This is a genomic window from Mycobacterium ahvazicum (assembly GCF_900176255.2).
Classification (GTDB): domain Bacteria; phylum Actinomycetota; class Actinomycetes; order Mycobacteriales; family Mycobacteriaceae; genus Mycobacterium; species Mycobacterium ahvazicum.
The window spans coordinates 417855-435107 of record NZ_FXEG02000002.1 but is presented as its reverse complement, the minus strand read 5'-3'; the positions used below and the strand labels follow the sequence as shown (position 1 = coordinate 435107).

Sequence of the window (17253 nt, the reverse complement as noted above, 5' to 3'; positions counted from 1 at the left end):
GGCTAGACCTCGGAGGTGCGCCGGCCGTAGTCACCGAACGGCTCGTCGCGATGCCGCACCGCTTCGCGGAAACCGTGCTCGACGGAGTCGGCGACGAAGTCGTGTCCCTCTTGGGTGTGCCGAGCCACACCGTCGAATACCGTGCTGACCATCCGGCTGGTGGCCACACCCTGTTGCAGCAGCGCGGAATTCAGCGCGAGTTTGACCATGATCAGCTGGTTGATCGGGACCGTCGCGATGCGTTGCACCAACCGTTCGGTGCGCTCATCGAGGTCCTTCGGATCCGGCGCCTCGACGGCCAGTCCCCACTCGGCGGCCTGTGCACCCGTGATCGAATCACCGGTGAACAGAAGACGTTTGGCGCGCTGGTCACCGAGGCGGTGGGCCCATAGGCCCGCGGCCGGAACACCCCACACCCGGGTGGGCGGGTAGCCGATCTTGGCGTCGGCGGCGGCGATCACCTGGTCGGCATGCAGCGCGATATCGGTGCCGCCGGCTACGCAGTACCCGTGGATCTTGACCACCGTCGGCTTGTCGGCGTGCATCAGGCTGGAGAACCCGCGCACGAACCGGCTCATCATCTGGTAATCGATCATCGGGTCCCACGGGCGATCCGGCATGTGGTTGATGCCCTGGGTCTTACCGTCCAGCACCGTGCCCTCATAGGTGCCGGTGCCACCGGCCGAGCCGGTGCGGTCGGCGTAGGCGGACAAGTCGAAGCCCGCGCAAAAGCCTTCCCCGCGACCGGATACCAGAATGACGTGCACTCCTGGATCGAGGTCGGCCCGCTCGACCAACGCCGAGAGCTCCAGCGGGGTGTCCGCGACGATCGCGTTGCCCTTTTCCGGCCGGTTGAAGGTGATCCGCGCCACCCGGTCGGTGACCTCGTAGGTCATCGTCTTCAGGTTGTCGAAATCGACCGGCCTGATCGCGTGGGTCACGGGCGCCACTCTCCCCCGCAAGCGGGTGGTGCCCCCACCTCATCGCTCATTTCGCTATTGTCGATGGCGCAGGTCATGTTGTGGCTCAGCCCTTTACCAGGGCTCGCTCCAGGATGGGTGCCAGATCGAGCCCGGTCGGCATGGTGCCGAACGCGCCGCCCCACGCACCGCCGAGCCGGGTCGCCAGGAATGCCTCCGCCACGGCGGGGTGGCCGTGGCGCACCAGCAGCGAGCCCTGCAGGGCCAGGCAGATGTCCTCGGCGACCTTGCGGGCGCGGTAGGCGATGGTTTCCAGATCGCTCAGGTCTTGGCGCAGCCGTTCGACGTGGCTGCCCAGCCGCGGGTCCTGGCTCGTGCTCTCGTCCAGCTCGGCGAAGAGCACCTCGACACATTCGGGCCGAGTTGCCATGGCGCGCAAGGTGTCCAGTGCGCTGACGTTGCCGGAGCCTTCCCAGATGCCCATCAGCGGCGCCTCGCGGTACAGGCGCGGCATGCCGGACTCTTCGACATAACCATTGCCGCCCAGGCATTCCAGCGCTTCGGCAGCGTGCGGGGTGGAACGCTTGCACACCCAGTACTTGCTGGCCGCCAAGCCAATCCGGCGTAGCAGCGCCTCCTTCTCGTCGCCGCGCAGCGCGTTGTCGGTGGCACCGGCCATCCGCATCGCGACGATCGTGGCGGCCTCGGCCTCCACGGCCAGGTCGGCTAGCACGTTGCGCATCAGCGGCTGGTCAATCAGGTAGGCGCCGAACGCTTTCCGGTGCTGGGCGTGATGGATGGCGCGGGTGAGCCCGGTCCGCATGCTGGTGGCACTACCCAGGGTGCAGTCCAGCCGGGTCAGGTTGACCATCTCGATGATGGTCGGCACGCCGCGACCTTCCTCGCCGACCAGCCAGGCGGTGGCGCCGTCGTATTCGACTTCACTCGAAGCGTTGGCATGGTTGCCGAGCTTGTCCTTGAGGCGCTGCAGGAACATCCGGTTGCGGGTGCCGTCGGGCAGGATGCGCGGCAACATGAAGCACGACAGGCCGCCGGGCGCCTGCGCGAGGACCAGGAAGATGTCACACATCGGCGCCGAGGTGAACCATTTGTGACCGACCAGGCTGTAGGTGCCGTCGCCGTTGGGGGTCGCCTGCGTGGTCCCGGCGCGCACGTCGGAGCCACCCTGCTTCTCTGTCATCGACATGCCCGCGGTGATGCCGGCCTTCGTGGCGGCCAGCTTGAGCTCCGGGTCGTACTCGCGGCTGGTCAGCAGCGGCTCGTAAATGGCTGCCAGCTCGGGGTTGTAGCGCAGCGCCGGGACGACGGCGTACGTCATCGAGATCGGGCAGACGTGGCCCGGCTCGACGTTCCACGCCGAAGTCTTGGCGGCGCGCACCACATGCGCGCCCGGGCGGTCGTCGGCCCACGGCGCGGCGTGCATGCCGTGCGCGATCGCCGCACGCATCAACTCGTGGTAGGCCGGGTCGAACTCGACCTCGTCGACACGGTGCCCGGTGCGGTCGTGGGTGTGCAGGATGGGCCGATTGCGGTCGGCGAGCTCGCCCCAGCGCTGGGCCTCGTGACTGGCCGACAACGCCCCGACCGCGTGCACCTCCTCCATGCCCCACTGGCCGCCCTCGCGGATCAGGGCCTCGACGAGCATCGGTGACGTCGCCGGGTTGTAGTTCTCCAGCGGCGGAACCTGATTGGTGACGACATGCGTGTCTGACATGCCACTCATATTACATTTTTCCAACAACCGCACAAGAGGTGTAATGCCAGCCGTGGTCAGCCCGTGGTCTTGTCTCGCAGGAACGCGATGTCGTCCTTGCGGCCCTCGTCGGAGGTTTCACAGATCACCGGCGCCCCGGCGGCGTGGACCGCCGCGACCAGCAACTCGGGATCGATCTGGCCGGTGCCCAGGTTGGCATGGCGGTCCCGCCCCGACCCGGCCTCGTCCTTGGAGTCGTTGCAGTGCACCAGATCGATCCGGCCGGTGATGGCCTTGATGCGCTCGACGGCACCCACCAGAGCCTCACCGGCCGCCCAGGTGTGGCAGGTGTCGAGGCAGAAGCCAATTCCGCTGTCGCCGATGACATCCCACAGCCGGGCGATCGTGTCGAAGTGGCGGGCCATCGCGTGGTCGCCGCCGGCGGTGTTTTCCAGATACACCGGCACGGTGGATTCCAGTTGGTCCAGCGCCTTGCGCCAGCGCACAAAACCCTCGTCGAGGTCGTTGTCGTCGGCAACATGGCCACCGTGCACGATGACCGCCGCCGCGCCGATGTCGGCGGCCGCGTCGCAGGTCTGCTGCAGGATTTTGCGCGACGGGATCCGCACCTTGTTGTTGGCCGACGCGACGTTGATCAAGTAGGGCGCGTGCACGTAGATCGGTAGCGCCGCCGCCTTCAGCACGGCCGCGTCCTCGCGGGGCTTAGGGGCTTTCCAGCTCTGCGGGTTGCCGAGGAATATCTGTACAACGTCAGCGCCCTCGGCCTCCGCTGCGGCCAGCGGGTCTTGCGGACTGACGTGCGAACCGATCAGCACATCGGACAGTCTACGTTTCCGGGCCCGGCCGCCGGGAACTGCGCTGGACCGCGGCGCCCGGACGTGAGATCGTCGGAGCTAACACGGATGCTCGACCGATTCGGCGGTGGATTCGATTGCCTTGCACACACCAGCTCGACGAATCCGAACTCATCCTCGATCTCCGCGCCTGCTCGCTGGACGCGGTCGTTGCCGACCGTGCCGAGCGTAGGTTCAGTTCCGTTCCGGCAGAGACGCTTTCGAAGCCGCTCGAGCCAGCGGACGCGCAACCGGCGGAGCCGGTATGACGCCGGCGGACGCGGACGCCGCGCTGGATCTGCTGCTTCCTGCCCGCATTCGTGAACTCATCGAACGCAATTACTACTCGAAGGTGAATGCGAGCCTGACCCTCGAGGAGGTGGCCAAGGATCCGGCCTTTCTGGAGGACCCGATCAGCCACCTTGCGCTGTTCACCGATCACGGCGTGATGCACATGCGTGACGTCGCCCGTCGCATCGTCGACATGATCGCCAACGTGTCGGGCGTCAAGATCGCCGAGCGGCCACCGCGTCGCCTGGATTTCATGACGAGCTACGGCTGTCTACTCGCCTACGTCCACGACATCGGGATGTCAGACCTGAATCCCTTTGGGCGGGCCGTTCATGCGGAGTTTGGCGGACATGAGGCTTTCGGCGGGGTCTTCGACGAGATCGTCGACATCCTGTGGGAGGAGAACGTCGGGAACCTGGCGTGGCGGGTGCTGCGCCTGACCAACGCCGGTCTGTTCGACGGGCCCCCGCAACGGATCCTGCGTGAGCTAGCCTCGCTGGGCTACGCGCACAGCAAGAGTTCCGTGCCCGCGGCGGTGCTCAACGACACCGCGGCGCTGCGCGACAGAATGTTGCATATCCTGAGCCATCCGCTGGAGGCGCTCTACCACGCGAAGCAGCTGAACAAGAGCCGCAGCGACGATCGGCATGCACATCACGAGACCGCGCTGCAGCGCGCGGCCGCGCCTGAGTCATTGGACGAGCACCGGGTGCAGCTGCTGGCTCGCCATTACGATGACTTCGAGAGCACAGCGTTTGCGTGGTTGGAAGTCGTTGCGCCGCAAGCCCAAGAGTTCGTCGCCGATGTCGTGGACACCATCCGCTGCCTGCGGTGCGCCGATGCCCTGCGACAGCGCGGCACCCATCTGAGGACCTCGGGCAACTACCAGATTTTCATCGATCAGCGCACGGCGAACGCCGTCTACGCCCTGCACGACCGGGAGGGGCGAACCTACCTCGTCGAGGGCGACAATCCGATCAATGCCGGCGAGGCCAATCTCGAGGTCTGCGAAGTCACCCACGAAGGCGACCTGCGTTTCGCCTTCTTCCGGGGCAGCTTCGGATCGGACGAGGCGATGCGCCGCGCCGCTCGCAACGCGTCGGTCATCGTCGACGACATCCAGGCCGACGTCGTCGACAGCTTCATCGGCGGCACCGGCGAAAACGGTGGTCGGCGCACCTTCCTGCTCCTCGAACACACCGAGGACAATCCCGCATTCGCGCCGCTGGTAGCCGAATTGGTGATCGCCCGGACTCCGTCGCTGGCCGATCGCGTCGTCTGCGTACCTGCCCTGCGCAACGCTCCCGAACCGGAGCGGCGGCGCTTCCTGGCGGCCAGCGCCGTCGACTGGGACCTTGCGGAACGCACGGCGTTGCTGCGCAACGTCGCGAGCCGCGGCTACCGCACCGACCATATCGATCCCGAACTCGGCTTCAAAAGCGCTCGGCTGGGCCACCTTTCGCCCGGCGAATGCCTGACCGAAGTCGGCGCCCGGGCGAGCTTTGTGTATGTCCCGCTGTCGTCGGGTCTGCGCGGCCGGCCGTCGGGCGGTTACGACTACTTTCGCGTCCATCCGTGGGAGCCGCTGGGCGTTACCGGCGTCATCCGGGGCGATTTCCGAAACTCCACGGTCGTCGCGGAGGACGAGGTGGATGTGCTGATCCTGCCGAAGGATGTCTACCTTCGGCACTGGCACCGCAACTACACGCCGGCGGAGTTCTCCGAGCTGATCCGCACGATGGCGCAAGCGAGTCCGCGAGTTGGGGGCACCTCCCGCTAGCGGGGGAGAAGCTGGCCGCACACTCGCCGCCGAGTGTGAGGCTGGACGCACACTCGCTGCCGAGTGTGAGGCCGGACGCACACTCGGCGACGGAAAGGTCACAGCCGCAACGAAAAAGCCCCGGGCTTGCCCGGGGCTTTTTCGTTTGTCGATTACGTCGGATTGTCCGACTCCTCAGCGGCGAGTTACCTCGCCGCATCGTCGCCGAACTACGTCGGATTGTCCGACTCCTCAGCGGCGAGTTACCTCGCCGCATCGTCGCCGAACTAGCGGTAGTCGCTGTAGCCGTAGTCGTCCAGCGGAACCGCGGCACCAGTGGCCTGACCGAAGTCCGGGCTGTAGTACTGATCCTCGTAGGACGGGATCGTGTACGCCGCGGCGCGTGCTTCCTCGGTCGGCTGAACCTGGATGTTGCGGTACCTGTTGATTCCGGTCCCGGCCGGGATCAGCTTTCCGATGATCACGTTCTCCTTCAGACCGTTGAGCTTGTCGCTGCGGCAGTTGATCGCCGCATCGGTCAGCACTCGCGTGGTCTCCTGGAACGACGCCGCACTCAGCCACGAGTCGGTAGCCAGCGAGGCCTTCGTGATACCCATCAGCACCGGACGACCGGCGGCGGGCTCGCCGCCCTCGGCGACCACCCGGCGGTTCTCCGCCTCGAACTCCGCACGGTCGATCAGCGAACCGGGCAGGAACTCCGTTGCACCCGAGTCGATGATGGTGACGCGGCGCAGCATCTGGCGAACGATCACCTCGATGTGCTTGTCGTGGATCGACACACCCTGTGCGCGGTAGACCTCCTGGACCTCGCGGACCAAGTGGATCTGCACCTCGCGGGGGCCCTGCACGCGCAGCACCTCGTGCGGGTCGGCCGAGCCTTCCATCAGCTGCTGGCCCACCTCGACGTGGTCGCCGTCGGAAAGCACTCGCTCGGAACCGTCTTCGTGCTTGAACACACGCAGCCGCTGCCGCTTGGAGAGCTTGTCGTAGACGACTTCCTCGCCGCCATCGTCGGGGACGATGGTGATTTTGTAGAAGCGCTCACCGTCCTCGAGCTGAACCCGCCCGGTGACGTCGGCGATCGGCGCCTTGCCTCGCGGCACCCGGGCCTCGAACAGCTCCTGCACCCGCGGCAGACCGCCGGTGATGTCCTCACCGACACCACCCTGGTGGAAGGTACGCATGGTCAGCTGGGTGCCGGGCTCACCGATGGACTGCGCGGCGACGATACCGACGGCCTCGCCGATGTCGACGAGCTTGCCGGTGGCCATCGAACGGCCGTAGCAGGTCGCACACACACCGGTACCGGTGGTGCACGTCAGCACCGAACGCACCTTGATCTGCGTGATGCCCGCAGCCAGTAAGGCCTCGATCGACGGATCGCCCAGGTCCTCGCCACGCGCGACGACGACGTTGCCGGCCTCGTCGACCGCGTCGGCGCCCAAAGTCCGTGCGTACGCCGAGGTTTCGATGTACGGGTCACGGATCAGAGTCCCGTCGGGCTGACGCTCGGCCAGCTCGACGATGATGCCGCGCTCGGTCTCGCAGTCGTGCTCGCGGACGATGACGTCCTGGCTCACGTCCACCAGACGACGAGTCAGGTAACCCGAGTCCGCGGTACGCAACGCGGTGTCGGCCAAGCCCTTTCGAGCGCCGTGCGTGTTGATGAAGTATTCCAGCACGGTCAGGCCCTCGCGGAACGACGACTTGACCGGACGCGGGATGAACTCACCCTTCGGGTTGGTCACCAGACCCTTCATGCCGGCCAGCGTTCGGGTCTGGGTGAAGTTACCCGTGGCACCCGAGTCGACGATCGTGATGATCGGGTTGTCGGCCGGGTAGTGCTCACGCAGCGCCTTACCGACCTCGTCAGTGGCTTCCTTCCAGATCTCCACCAGCGCTTCGTTGCGCTCGTCGTGGTTCAAAGCACCACGCTGGAACTGCTTTTCGACTTTGTCGGCCCGGTCCTCGTAGTGGTCGAGGATTTCCTTCTTACGCGGCGGAACCAACACGTCGGCCATCGAGACCGTGACGCCGCTTCGGGTCGCCCAGTAGAAACCGGCGTCCTTGAGCTTGTCGACGGTCTGTGCGACCACGATCATCGGGTAGCGCTCGGCCAGGTCGTTGATGATGGCAGCCTGCACCTTCTTGTGCATCTGCTTGTTCACGAACGGGTAGCCCAACGGCAGCAGCTCGTTGAACAACACCCGGCCCAGGGTCGTCTCGGCCATCCAGGCATCGCCTGGCTGCCAACCGTTCTGGCCGAACAGCTCGGCCTCGACCTCGGCCGGCGGACGCAGCTGCGTCAACCGCACCTTGATCTGGGCCCGCACCGAGAGCAGACCGCGGTCGGACGCCATGATCGCCTCGGCCGGTGAGGAGTACACACCCTGCTCCGGCTGGTCATCGGCGGCCGCGCGGTATTCACCTTCGGCCCCGGCCACCTCGGTGGTCAGGTAGTACAGCCCGGTCACCATGTCGAGTCGCGGCATGGCCAGCGGGCGGCCGGACGCGGGCGACAGGATGTTGTTGCTCGACAGCATCAGGATGCGAGCCTCGGCCTGCGCCTCGGCGCTCAGCGGCAGGTGCACAGCCATCTGGTCGCCGTCGAAGTCGGCGTTGAACGCCTCACAGACCAGCGGGTGCAGCTGAATGGCCTTGCCCTCCACCAGCATTGGCTCGAAAGCCTGAATGCCGAGTCGGTGCAGGGTCGGCGCGCGGTTCAGCAGCACCGGGTGCTCGGCGATGACCTCCTCGAGCACGTCCCACACCTGGGCACGCTGGCGCTCGACCATGCGCTTAGCGCTCTTGATGTTCTGCGCGTGATTGAGGTCGACGAGCCGCTTCATCACGAACGGCTTGAACAGCTCCAGCGCCATCAGCTTGGGCAGACCGCACTGGTGCAGTTTGAGCTGCGGACCGACCACGATGACCGAACGGCCGGAGTAGTCGACACGCTTACCGAGCAGGTTCTGACGGAACCGGCCCTGCTTACCCTTGAGCAGATCCGACAGCGACTTGAGCGGACGGTTACCCGGCCCGGTGACCGGGCGGCCGCGGCGGCCGTTGTCGAACAGCGCGTCCACCGACTCCTGCAGCATCCGCTTCTCGTTGTTGACGATGATCTCGGGCGCACCGAGGTCGATCAGCCTCTTGAGGCGGTTGTTGCGGTTGATCACGCGGCGGTACAGGTCGTTCAGGTCGGACGTGGCGAACCGGCCACCGTCGAGCTGAACCATAGGACGCAACTCCGGCGGGATCACCGGAACCGCGTCGAGCACCATGCCCATCGGCGAGTTGCCCGACTGCTGGAAGGCCGCGACGACCTTCAGTCGCTTCAGCGCACGAAGCTTCTTCTGCCCCTTACCGTTTCGGATGACGTCACGCAGGATGTCGGCCTCGGCGTCGATGTCGAAGTTCTCGATCAGCTTCTGGATCGACTCCGCGCCCATCGCCCCGGTGAAGTACTCGCCGTAGCGGTCGACGAGCTCGCGGTAGAGGTTCTCGTCGACGATCAGCTGCTTGGGAGCCAGCTTGGTGAACGTCGTCCAGATGTCCTCCAGCCGGTCCAGCTCGCGCTGGGCCCGGTCGCGCAGCTGGCGCATCTCACGCTCGCCACCGTCGCGAACCTTGCGTCGCGCATCGGCTTTCGCGCCCTCGGCTTCCAACTCGGCCAGGTCGGCCTCCAGCTTCTGCGCACGGGCCTCCAGGTCGGCGTCGCGCTGGTCCTCAACCGCCTTGCGCTCCACCACCATTTCGGCCTCGAGTGTCGAGAGCTCGTTGTGGCGCATCTCGTCGTCGACCGCGGTGATCACGTACGCCGCGAAGTAGATGATCTTTTCGAGATCCTTCGGCGCCAAGTCGAGCAGGTACCCGAGGCGCGAAGGCACACCCTTGAAGTACCAGATGTGCGTGACCGGAGCGGCCAGCTCGATGTGGCCCATCCGCTCCCGACGCACCTTGGCCCGAGTTACCTCGACGCCACAGCGCTCACAGATGATGCCCTTGAAGCGGACCCGCTTGTACTTGCCGCAGTAGCACTCCCAGTCGCGAGTCGGTCCGAAGATCTTCTCGCAGAACAGGCCGTCCTTCTCGGGCTTGAGCGTGCGGTAGTTGATCGTCTCCGGCTTCTTGACCTCGCCGTAAGACCAGTTGCGGATGTCCTCAGCGGTGGCCAAGCCAATACGGAGTTCATCGAAGAAGTTGACGTCGAGCACGTAACTCCCTTTCCCCTTGCGGGTTTAGTAACTATTAGGCCAAATCCTCAACGGACGCAGATTCATTGCGGGACAAGTTGATTCCCAGGTTCGCCGCAGCGCGCTCCAGGTCCTCGTCCTCGCCCTCGCGCAGTTCGATCGCCGCACCGTCCGACGACAGAACCTCAACGTTGAGGCACAGCGACTGCAGCTCCTTGAGCAACACCTTGAACGACTCGGGGATGCCCGGCTCGGGGATGTTCTCGCCCTTGACGATCGCCTCGTACACCTTGACCCGCCCGACGGTGTCGTCGGACTTGATGGTCAACAGCTCCTGCAGTGTGTACGCGGCGCCGTAGGCCTGCATGGCCCAGCACTCCATCTCACCGAATCGCTGTCCACCGAACTGCGCCTTACCACCCAACGGCTGCTGGGTGATCATCGAGTACGGACCGGTGGACCGGGCGTGGATCTTGTCGTCCACCAGGTGGTGCAGCTTCATGATGTACATGTAGCCAACGGTCACCGGGTACGGGAACGGCTCACCGCTACGGCCGTCGAACAACCTCGCCTTGCCATCCGCGTTGACCATGACGTCGCCGTCGCGGTTGGGCAGCGTGCAGGACAGCAGACCCTGCAGCTCCTCCTCCTTGGCACCGTCGAACACCGGTGTCGACACCGTCTGGTCCGGCTGAGCGTGCCGCAGACCCTCCGGCAGGTTCGCCGCCCATTCGGGAGTGCCCTCGATGTTCCAGCCGGCCTTGGCGACCCACCCGAGGTGGGTTTCCAGGATCTGGCCGATGTTCATACGACGCGGCACACCGTGGGTGTTCAGGATGATGTCGACCGGGGTGCCGTCCGGCATGAACGGCATGTCCTCGACCGGCAGGATCTTGCCGATGACGCCCTTGTTGCCGTGGCGTCCGGCGAGCTTGTCGCCGTCGGAGATCTTGCGCTTCTGGGCCACGTAGACGCGGACCAGCTCGTTGACACCGGCGGGCAGTTCGTCGTCGTCCTCACGCGAGAACACCCGAATGCCGATCACCTTGCCGGACTCACCGTGCGGCACCTTCAGCGAAGTGTCGCGGACCTCACGGGCCTTCTCACCGAAGATCGCACGCAGCAGCCGCTCTTCCGGCGTCAGCTCGGTCTCACCCTTCGGGGTGACCTTGCCGACCAGGATGTCGCCGTCGCGAACCTCGGCACCGATGCGCACGATGCCCCGCTCGTCCAAGTCGGCGAGCACCTCGTCGGAGACGTTCGGGATGTCCCGGGTGATCTCCTCGGCGCCCAGCTTGGTGTCGCGGGCATCGATCTCGTGTTCCTCGATGTGGATCGAGGTGAGCACGTCCTCCTCAACCAGGCGGTTGGAGAGGATGATCGCGTCCTCGTAGTTGTGGCCTTCCCACGGCATGACCGCCACCAGCAGGTTCTTGCCGAGGGCCATCTCACCGTTCTCGGTGCACGGACCGTCGGCGATCACCTGGCCGGCCTCGACACGGTCGCCCGCGTCGACGATCGGCGACTGGTTGGCGCAGGTGCCGTGGTTGGACCGGGCGAACTTGCGCATCCGGTAGGTGTGCCGGGTGCCGTCGTCGGCCATCACGGTGATGTAGTCGGCGGAGACCTCCTCGATCACGCCCGCCTTATCGGCCACCACCACGTCGCCGGCGTCGATCGCGGCGCGCAGCTCCATACCGGTACCGACCAGCGGCGCCTCGCTACGCACCAGCGGAACCGCCTGGCGCTGCATGTTGGCACCCATCAGGGCACGGTTGGCGTCGTCGTGCTCGAGGAACGGAATCATGGCCGTGGCCACCGACACCATCTGGCGCGGCGACACGTCCATGTAGTCGACCTCGGAGGACGGCACATACTCGACCTCGCCGGCCTTACGGCGAACCAGAACGCGCGACTCCTCGAAGCGGCCGTCGGCGTCGATCGGCGAGTTGGCCTGCGCCACGACGTGGCGATCCTCCTCGTCGGCGGTCAGGTAGTCGATCTGGTCGCTGACCACACCGTCGACCACCTTGCGGTACGGCGTCTCGATGAACCCGAACGGGTTGACCCGCGCGTACACCGACAGCGACCCGATCAGACCGATGTTCGGCCCCTCAGGAGTCTCGATCGGACACATCCGGCCGTAGTGCGACGGGTGCACGTCACGAACCTCGAGGCCCGCGCGCTCGCGCGACAGACCGCCCGGTCCCAGCGCCGACAGGCGGCGCTTGTGGGTGAGCCCCGACAGCGGGTTGTTCTGGTCCATGAACTGGGACAGCTGGCTGGTGCCGAAGAACTCCTTGATCGCGGCGACGACCGGCCGGATGTTGATCAGGGTCTGCGGCGTGATGGCCTCGACGTCCTGCGTGGTCATCCGCTCGCGGACGACGCGCTCCATCCGGGACATGCCGACCCGGATCTGGTTCTGGATCAGCTCGCCCACGGTACGCAGACGACGGTTGCCGAAGTGGTCGATGTCGTCGGTCTCCACCGGAACCTCGGTGCCGCCGGGAACCGTCATGGTCGGCTGGCCCTCGTGCAGGCGCACCAGGTATTCGATGGTGGCGACGACGTCCTCTTCGGTCAGCGTCGACGACGTGATCGGCTCGCCGGCGTTGAGGCCCAGCTTCTTGTTGACCTTGTAGCGGCCGACGCGGGCCAGGTCGTAGCGCTTCTCCTTGAAGAACAGGTTCTCCAGCAGGGTCTGCGCGGACTCCTTGGTCGGCGGCTCGCCCGGACGCAGCTTGCGGTAGATGTCCAGCAGCGCCTCGTCGGTGCCGGCGGTGTTGTCCTTCTCCAGCGTCGACATCATGATCTCGGAGAAGCCGAACCGCTCGTGAATCTGCTCGTTGGTCCAGCCCAGCGCCTTGAGCAGCACGGTGACCGGCTGACGACGCTTGCGGTCGATGCGCACACCGACGGTGTCGCGCTTGTCGACGTCGAACTCCAGCCACGCACCGCGGCTCGGAATCACCTTGACACTGTGCAGCAGCTTCTCGGTCGACTTGTCGATCGACTCGTCGAAGTACACACCGGGCGACCGGACCAGCTGGCTGACCACGACGCGCTCGGTCCCGTTGATGATGAACGTGCCTTTTTCGGTCATCATCGGGAAGTCACCCATGAAGACTGTCTGGCTCTTGATCTCACCGGTGTTGTTGTTGATGAACTCGGCCGTGACGAACAGCGGAGCCGCGTACGTCATGTCCTTGTCTTTGCACTCGTCCACCGGAGCCTTGACTTCGTCGAAGCGCGGGTCGGAGAACGACAGCGACATTGAGCCCGAGAAGTCCTCGATCGGTGACAACTCGTACAGCACCTCTTCGAGGCCACCGACCGGGTTGACGTCCCCGCGGGCGGAGGCGATCTCGCGCCAACGCGGCGAGCCGATCAACCACTCAAAGGAGTCGGTCTGCACGTCGAGAAGCCCCGGAACCTCGAGCGGTTCGCGGAGCTTGGCGAAAGATACTCGGTCAGGTGCTCCGGGCACGGAGTTGTTAGAACTAGAGGAGTCCGTCTTGCTCTGGCGAGAATCTGCCAAGATGCATCCTTCCAGCACCTCATGCGACTCACCGGACCACCGGACCTGCTCGCCGCAAAATTATTTCGGTTTAAAGCCGGCGAACGAACTGCTCGAGCCTCACGCGCGCAACGAATAGCTGAACCGCAGAGGGGGCTCAGGCTAAGACCACGGTGTCAGGTGGCGGAGTGAGGTGGGCAGGAAGTAGCCAGCGCAACGTCCAACAATAGCGCAGGCGCGCGCATTCCTCAACTACCCACCCAGGGGAGGTCGACGCTGGCTGGCATCTCGAATTTCCCGTGGGTACATGCTGCCCAACAGATTGACCTGTGCACGCCTTTTCGTCAAGAGGAAGGGTCGGCAAGTTGTTACCGAATTCCTCGGTCAGCGGCTTCCGATGCGCACGAACAGGCCCGACCACGGCAAGCCGTGGCGATCGGGCCTGAGGATCAGCCGGTTTCTAGTCGCCGAACTCGTGCGCTTGGTACTTGTGGGTGCCCTCGAGGTCGTCGAGGATCGCCGTCTGAGCCTTCTTCGGCAGCGTGTGCAGCATCTCGCGCACGCGGGCCTGGCGCCGGGCCACACCCTTGCGCTCCGGCATGCCCGGCGTCGCGGTGATCTGCGGCGGAACGCCCTCGATTTCCTCGGTACCACCGGCGTGGTGACCGGCGTCGAGCAGCGCCTGCTCTTCGGCCATGGTCGCCTCGTCCTTCTCTTCGGACATACCGATCGGACCGATGCGGCGGCCGTTGAGGAACTGGCGAACCACCGGCTCGTCGCTGGTCAGCAGCACTTCGCGCGGGCCGAACATCACCAGGTGCTTGCGGAACAACATGCCGATGTTGTCCGGCACCGTGCGGGCGATGTTGATGTTGTGCGTGACGATCAAGATGGTCGCGTCGATCTGGGCGTTGATGTCCAGAATCAGCTGGCTCAGGTACGCGGTACGGACCGGGTCCAGACCGGAGTCGGGCTCGTCGCAAAGGATGATCTGCGGGTCCAGCACCAGGGCGCGGGCCAAGCCGGCGCGCTTGCGCATACCACCGGAGATCTCGCCGGGGAACTTCTTCTCGTCGCCGCCGAGGCCCACCATCTCGAGCTTCTCCATGACGATGTCACGGATCTCGCCTTCCTTCTTCTTGGTGTGCTCACGCAGTGGGAACGCGGTGTTGTCGAAGAGGTTCATCGAGCCGAACAGCGCACCGTCCTGGAACAGCACCCCGAACAGCGTGCGGATCTCGTAGAGCTCCTTGGCCGAGCACTCGATGATGTCGGTGCCATCGATGACAATCGAGCCACGTTCGGGACGAAGGAGGCCAATCAGCGACTTCAAGAACACGGACTTGCCGGTACCCGACGGGCCCAGCAAAACGCTGACCTCCCCGGCGGGGATATCCAGGGTCACGTCTTCCCAAATCCTGGAGGCTCCGAAGGACTTGGTCAGACCACTGACCTCGATAGCGACGCCCATAGGGATCCTTCCGTCGACGCATGCTGCCACCTGCCCCTTTGTGTGGCATGAGTCACTGTAGCGCACGCCTGGGACCACACAGCATGGTTGCACAGCACCGCAGCGAAAAATTCGCTGACCTGAGACCCACCCCTGCAGGCAGGCTAACGGTCCTGGCAGCAACGGTAAAGGGTCAGACAGCGGGGGCCCAGTTGCCGTGGAAGCCCATCGGCACCCGCTGCGGCAGGTGAACCGTGGCAACCGACTCGAGAGTCTGGGCGTCCAGCAACAACAATTGCCCCTCGTCACGGCCACGGTGGTAGGCGTAGCCCATCAGGACGCCGTCATCCTCGGCGCGCTGCGCCGAGCCGTTCGCCGGGTTGGGCACAAAGCACATCTCGCCGAGCAAAAGACCCGGATCCAGCGGCGCGACGCTGCTCGAGCCCGTCGCATAGTCGTGTTTGTAGAGCGCCGAGGTCATCTCGGTGGCGCCGCCGGACAGGTAGCCGCCGTCCAGTCCGACGGCGTAGCCGAATCGGTGCCGGCCGCCCAGCAACGACTCGTCGATGCGGGGAAACTCCTGCGGACGGTCGTCGCGGCGTTCGGCGGTAACCGCACCGGTGGTCAGGTTGATCGTCCAGCGATCCAGTGTCGGCCGGCTGTCGCCGGGGCCGCGCAGGTCGCGCTCGAACATCCGCGCGTAACTGCACACGTCGAGGACCAGGACCTCTTCTTGTTGTCGAGCCCCGTCGCGCGTCTCCGAGTAGGCGTTGAGCGGGTGGAACACGTAGCAGGGTTCGATGTCGAACCAGCGCACGTCCCCGTTGTCACCTTCGCGGGGCATCACGCCGATGCGCGCCGGATAGTCGTTCTTCCAGCTGTAGGGCATCCGATTCACCGGCTGCCGATTGCCGTTCATCGCCGTCATCATCGGATCGGGGATCCGGACCCGGCCGAGCAGCGATTGCACCACCAGGCGGGCGGGCGAACTGAGCCAGCGCGGCACGCTGGCCGGCACGACCTGCATCGGGTCGAATGTCACTGGCAGGTCATAGATCACCACGTACTTATCCGTCAGGGAGAAGTCGTGCATCATCGGCGACCCCGCCACTTCGATGTCGACGGTGCGCCGCGCGCGGCCGTCGTTGTCGATCACCGAGTACTGCACGGTGCGCCCGCGGCCGAAGCAATAGGACAGCGCGTGCAGTTCGCCGGTGCGCGGATCGCGGTGCGGGTGGGCGGTGTAGCCGCCGAACAGGGTGCCGTCGAAGTCACAGGGCCCGACGGTGTCCAGGTCTTCGGTGAGCTCGTAGGCGGCGCCGCCGCCTTCGACCAGCGCCAGGGTCCGCCCGGCGTGGGGCAGCACGTTGGTGTTGGGAGCGACCGACAGCATCCCGGCGCGCGGGTTCAGCCCGCGGGGCTCGGGCTCGCCGAGTGCGGCGCACGCGGGCGGCGTGCGGACCCAGCGGTTGCGGTACCAGCAGGCCTGTCCGTCGCGCAGCGCGACGCCGTGCACCATCGCATCGCCGGTGAACCAGTGATAGGTGGCCGGGTCCACCTCCGCGGCCGGGTTGGGTCCGTTGCGCAGGTAGCGCCCGTCGAGGTGCTCGGGGATCTGCCCGGTGACCCGCAAGTCGGTCGCGGTCACTTCGGCGTCCACCGGCGCCAGGAAGTCTTCGAGATAGGGGTTCTCGGATCTGGCTGTCTGTGTGGAAGTCACTGCTGAGCTCCTATAACATTGATATTTCAGCGTTATTGAGACCGTACGCCGACGGTGAGAAGATGGCAAGGCCTCATCAGAGATGGTTGGAGAGATGACTTCGGAACTTCAGCGCAGCGTTCGCGAAGAGATGCTGCACGCCGCGGTCGGCCTGCTCGACGAGCACGGGCCCGACGCACTGCAGACCCGCAAGGTGGCCGGCGCAGCGGGGACCTCGACGATGTCGGTGTATACGCATTTCGGCGGAATGCAGGCGCTGATCGCGGCGGTCGCCGAGGAGGGGTTGCGACAGTTCGAGGAGGCGCAACGGGTGCCCCAGACCGAGGACCCGGTCGCCGATCTGTTCGTCACCGGCGCCGCGTACCGCCGGTACGCCATCGAGCGGCCACACATGTATCGCCTGATGTTCGGCAGCACCAGTGCGCACGGCATCAACGCGCCGGCCGGCAACGTCCTGACGCTCACGGTTGCCGAGATCGAACAACATCACCCGAGCTTCGCGCATGTGGTTCGGGTGGTGCGCCGGTGCATGCTGGCCGGCCGGATCACCGTGGGTGGCGCGGACGACGACGCCAGCGTCGTGGCCACCGCGGCCCAATTCTGGGCGCAGATACACGGATTCGTGATGCTGGAGCTGGCCGGTTACTACGGCGACGACGGCTCGGCCGTCGCCCCGGTACTCAACACGCTGACATCGAATCTGCTTGTCGCCCTGGGAGATACAGCCGAGCGGGTGACGCAGTCGGTAAGTTCGGCGTTTTTCCGCTGAATACACGAAAACCCCCGGGACAGCCACTAGGGGCTGCCG

The 17253-nt window shown here is 65.6% G+C and carries 9 protein-coding genes; 2 read left to right on the top strand and 7 right to left on the bottom strand.

All coding sequences use genetic code 11. The features are described 5' to 3' along the window. Positions 1 to 2 precede the first annotated feature (2 nt). The 3 genes from MAAFP003_RS04290 to MAAFP003_RS04280 form a co-directional block, all read right to left on the bottom strand. Positions 3 to 941, bottom strand: a complete 939-nt coding sequence (locus MAAFP003_RS04290; protein ID WP_096290874.1) for a crotonase/enoyl-CoA hydratase family protein — start codon at positions 939 to 941, stop codon at positions 3 to 5. Between the two features lie 85 nt (positions 942 to 1026). Next, a complete protein-coding gene (locus MAAFP003_RS04285; RefSeq protein WP_096284723.1) occupies positions 1027 to 2655 on the bottom strand; it encodes an acyl-CoA dehydrogenase family protein in 1629 nt (542 codons plus the stop codon). Positions 2656 to 2711: 56 nt separating this feature from the next. Then, positions 2712 to 3470 carry a deoxyribonuclease IV gene (locus MAAFP003_RS04280; RefSeq protein ID WP_096284721.1) on the bottom strand — a complete coding sequence of 253 codons (759 nt, stop codon included), beginning with the start codon at positions 3468 to 3470 and terminating at the stop codon, positions 2712 to 2714. A gap of 283 nt (positions 3471 to 3753) precedes the next feature. On the opposite strand from MAAFP003_RS04280, the gene MAAFP003_RS04275 reads away from it, so the two are divergent. Next, complete coding sequence (locus tag MAAFP003_RS04275) at positions 3754 to 5559, top strand: hypothetical protein (protein ID WP_096284719.1); 1806 nt, start codon at positions 3754 to 3756, stop codon at positions 5557 to 5559. A 266-nt stretch (positions 5560 to 5825) separates the two neighbouring features. Here MAAFP003_RS04275 and MAAFP003_RS04270 read toward each other — a convergent pair whose 3' ends face one another. The 4 genes from MAAFP003_RS04270 to MAAFP003_RS04250 all read right to left on the bottom strand — a co-directional run bounded on the left by MAAFP003_RS04270 (position 5826) and on the right by MAAFP003_RS04250 (position 16445). Continuing rightward, entirely contained in the window at positions 5826 to 9776 is a 3951-nt protein-coding gene (locus tag MAAFP003_RS04270; RefSeq protein ID WP_096284717.1) for a DNA-directed RNA polymerase subunit beta', read from the bottom strand. Positions 9777 to 9810: 34 nt separating this feature from the next. Continuing rightward, on the bottom strand, positions 9811 to 13296 hold the full coding sequence (gene rpoB, locus MAAFP003_RS04265) for a DNA-directed RNA polymerase subunit beta (RefSeq protein WP_423790853.1): 3486 nt from the start codon (positions 13294 to 13296) through the stop codon (positions 9811 to 9813). A 439-nt stretch (positions 13297 to 13735) separates the two neighbouring features. Continuing rightward, entirely contained in the window at positions 13736 to 14746 is a 1011-nt protein-coding gene (locus MAAFP003_RS04255) for an ABC transporter ATP-binding protein (RefSeq protein ID WP_207768459.1), read from the bottom strand. Between the two features lie 172 nt (positions 14747 to 14918). Continuing rightward, a complete protein-coding gene (locus tag MAAFP003_RS04250) occupies positions 14919 to 16445 on the bottom strand; it encodes a carotenoid oxygenase family protein (RefSeq protein WP_096284713.1) in 1527 nt (508 codons plus the stop codon). Between the two features lie 94 nt (positions 16446 to 16539). Here MAAFP003_RS04250 and MAAFP003_RS04245 point away from each other — a divergent pair, with 94 nt between their 5' ends. Continuing rightward, positions 16540 to 17214 (top strand): TetR/AcrR family transcriptional regulator, encoded by a 675-nt coding sequence (locus MAAFP003_RS04245; protein ID WP_096284711.1) that lies wholly within the window; start codon positions 16540 to 16542, stop codon positions 17212 to 17214. Positions 17215 to 17253 lie beyond the last annotated feature (39 nt).

Bases quoted from the DNA above. Each gene is read 5' to 3' on its own strand.
- MAAFP003_RS04285 (WP_096284723.1), bottom strand. From the start codon at position 2,655: ATGTCAGACACGCATGTCGTCACCAATCAGGTTCCGCCGCTGGAGAAC.
- MAAFP003_RS04275 (WP_096284719.1), top strand. From the start codon at position 3,754: ATGACGCCGGCGGACGCGGACGCCGCGCTGGATCTGCTGCTTCCTGCC.
- MAAFP003_RS04255 (WP_207768459.1), bottom strand. From the start codon at position 14,746: ATGGGCGTCGCTATCGAGGTCAGTGGTCTGACCAAGTCCTTCGGAGCC.
- MAAFP003_RS04245 (WP_096284711.1), top strand. From the start codon at position 16,540: ATGACTTCGGAACTTCAGCGCAGCGTTCGCGAAGAGATGCTGCACGCC.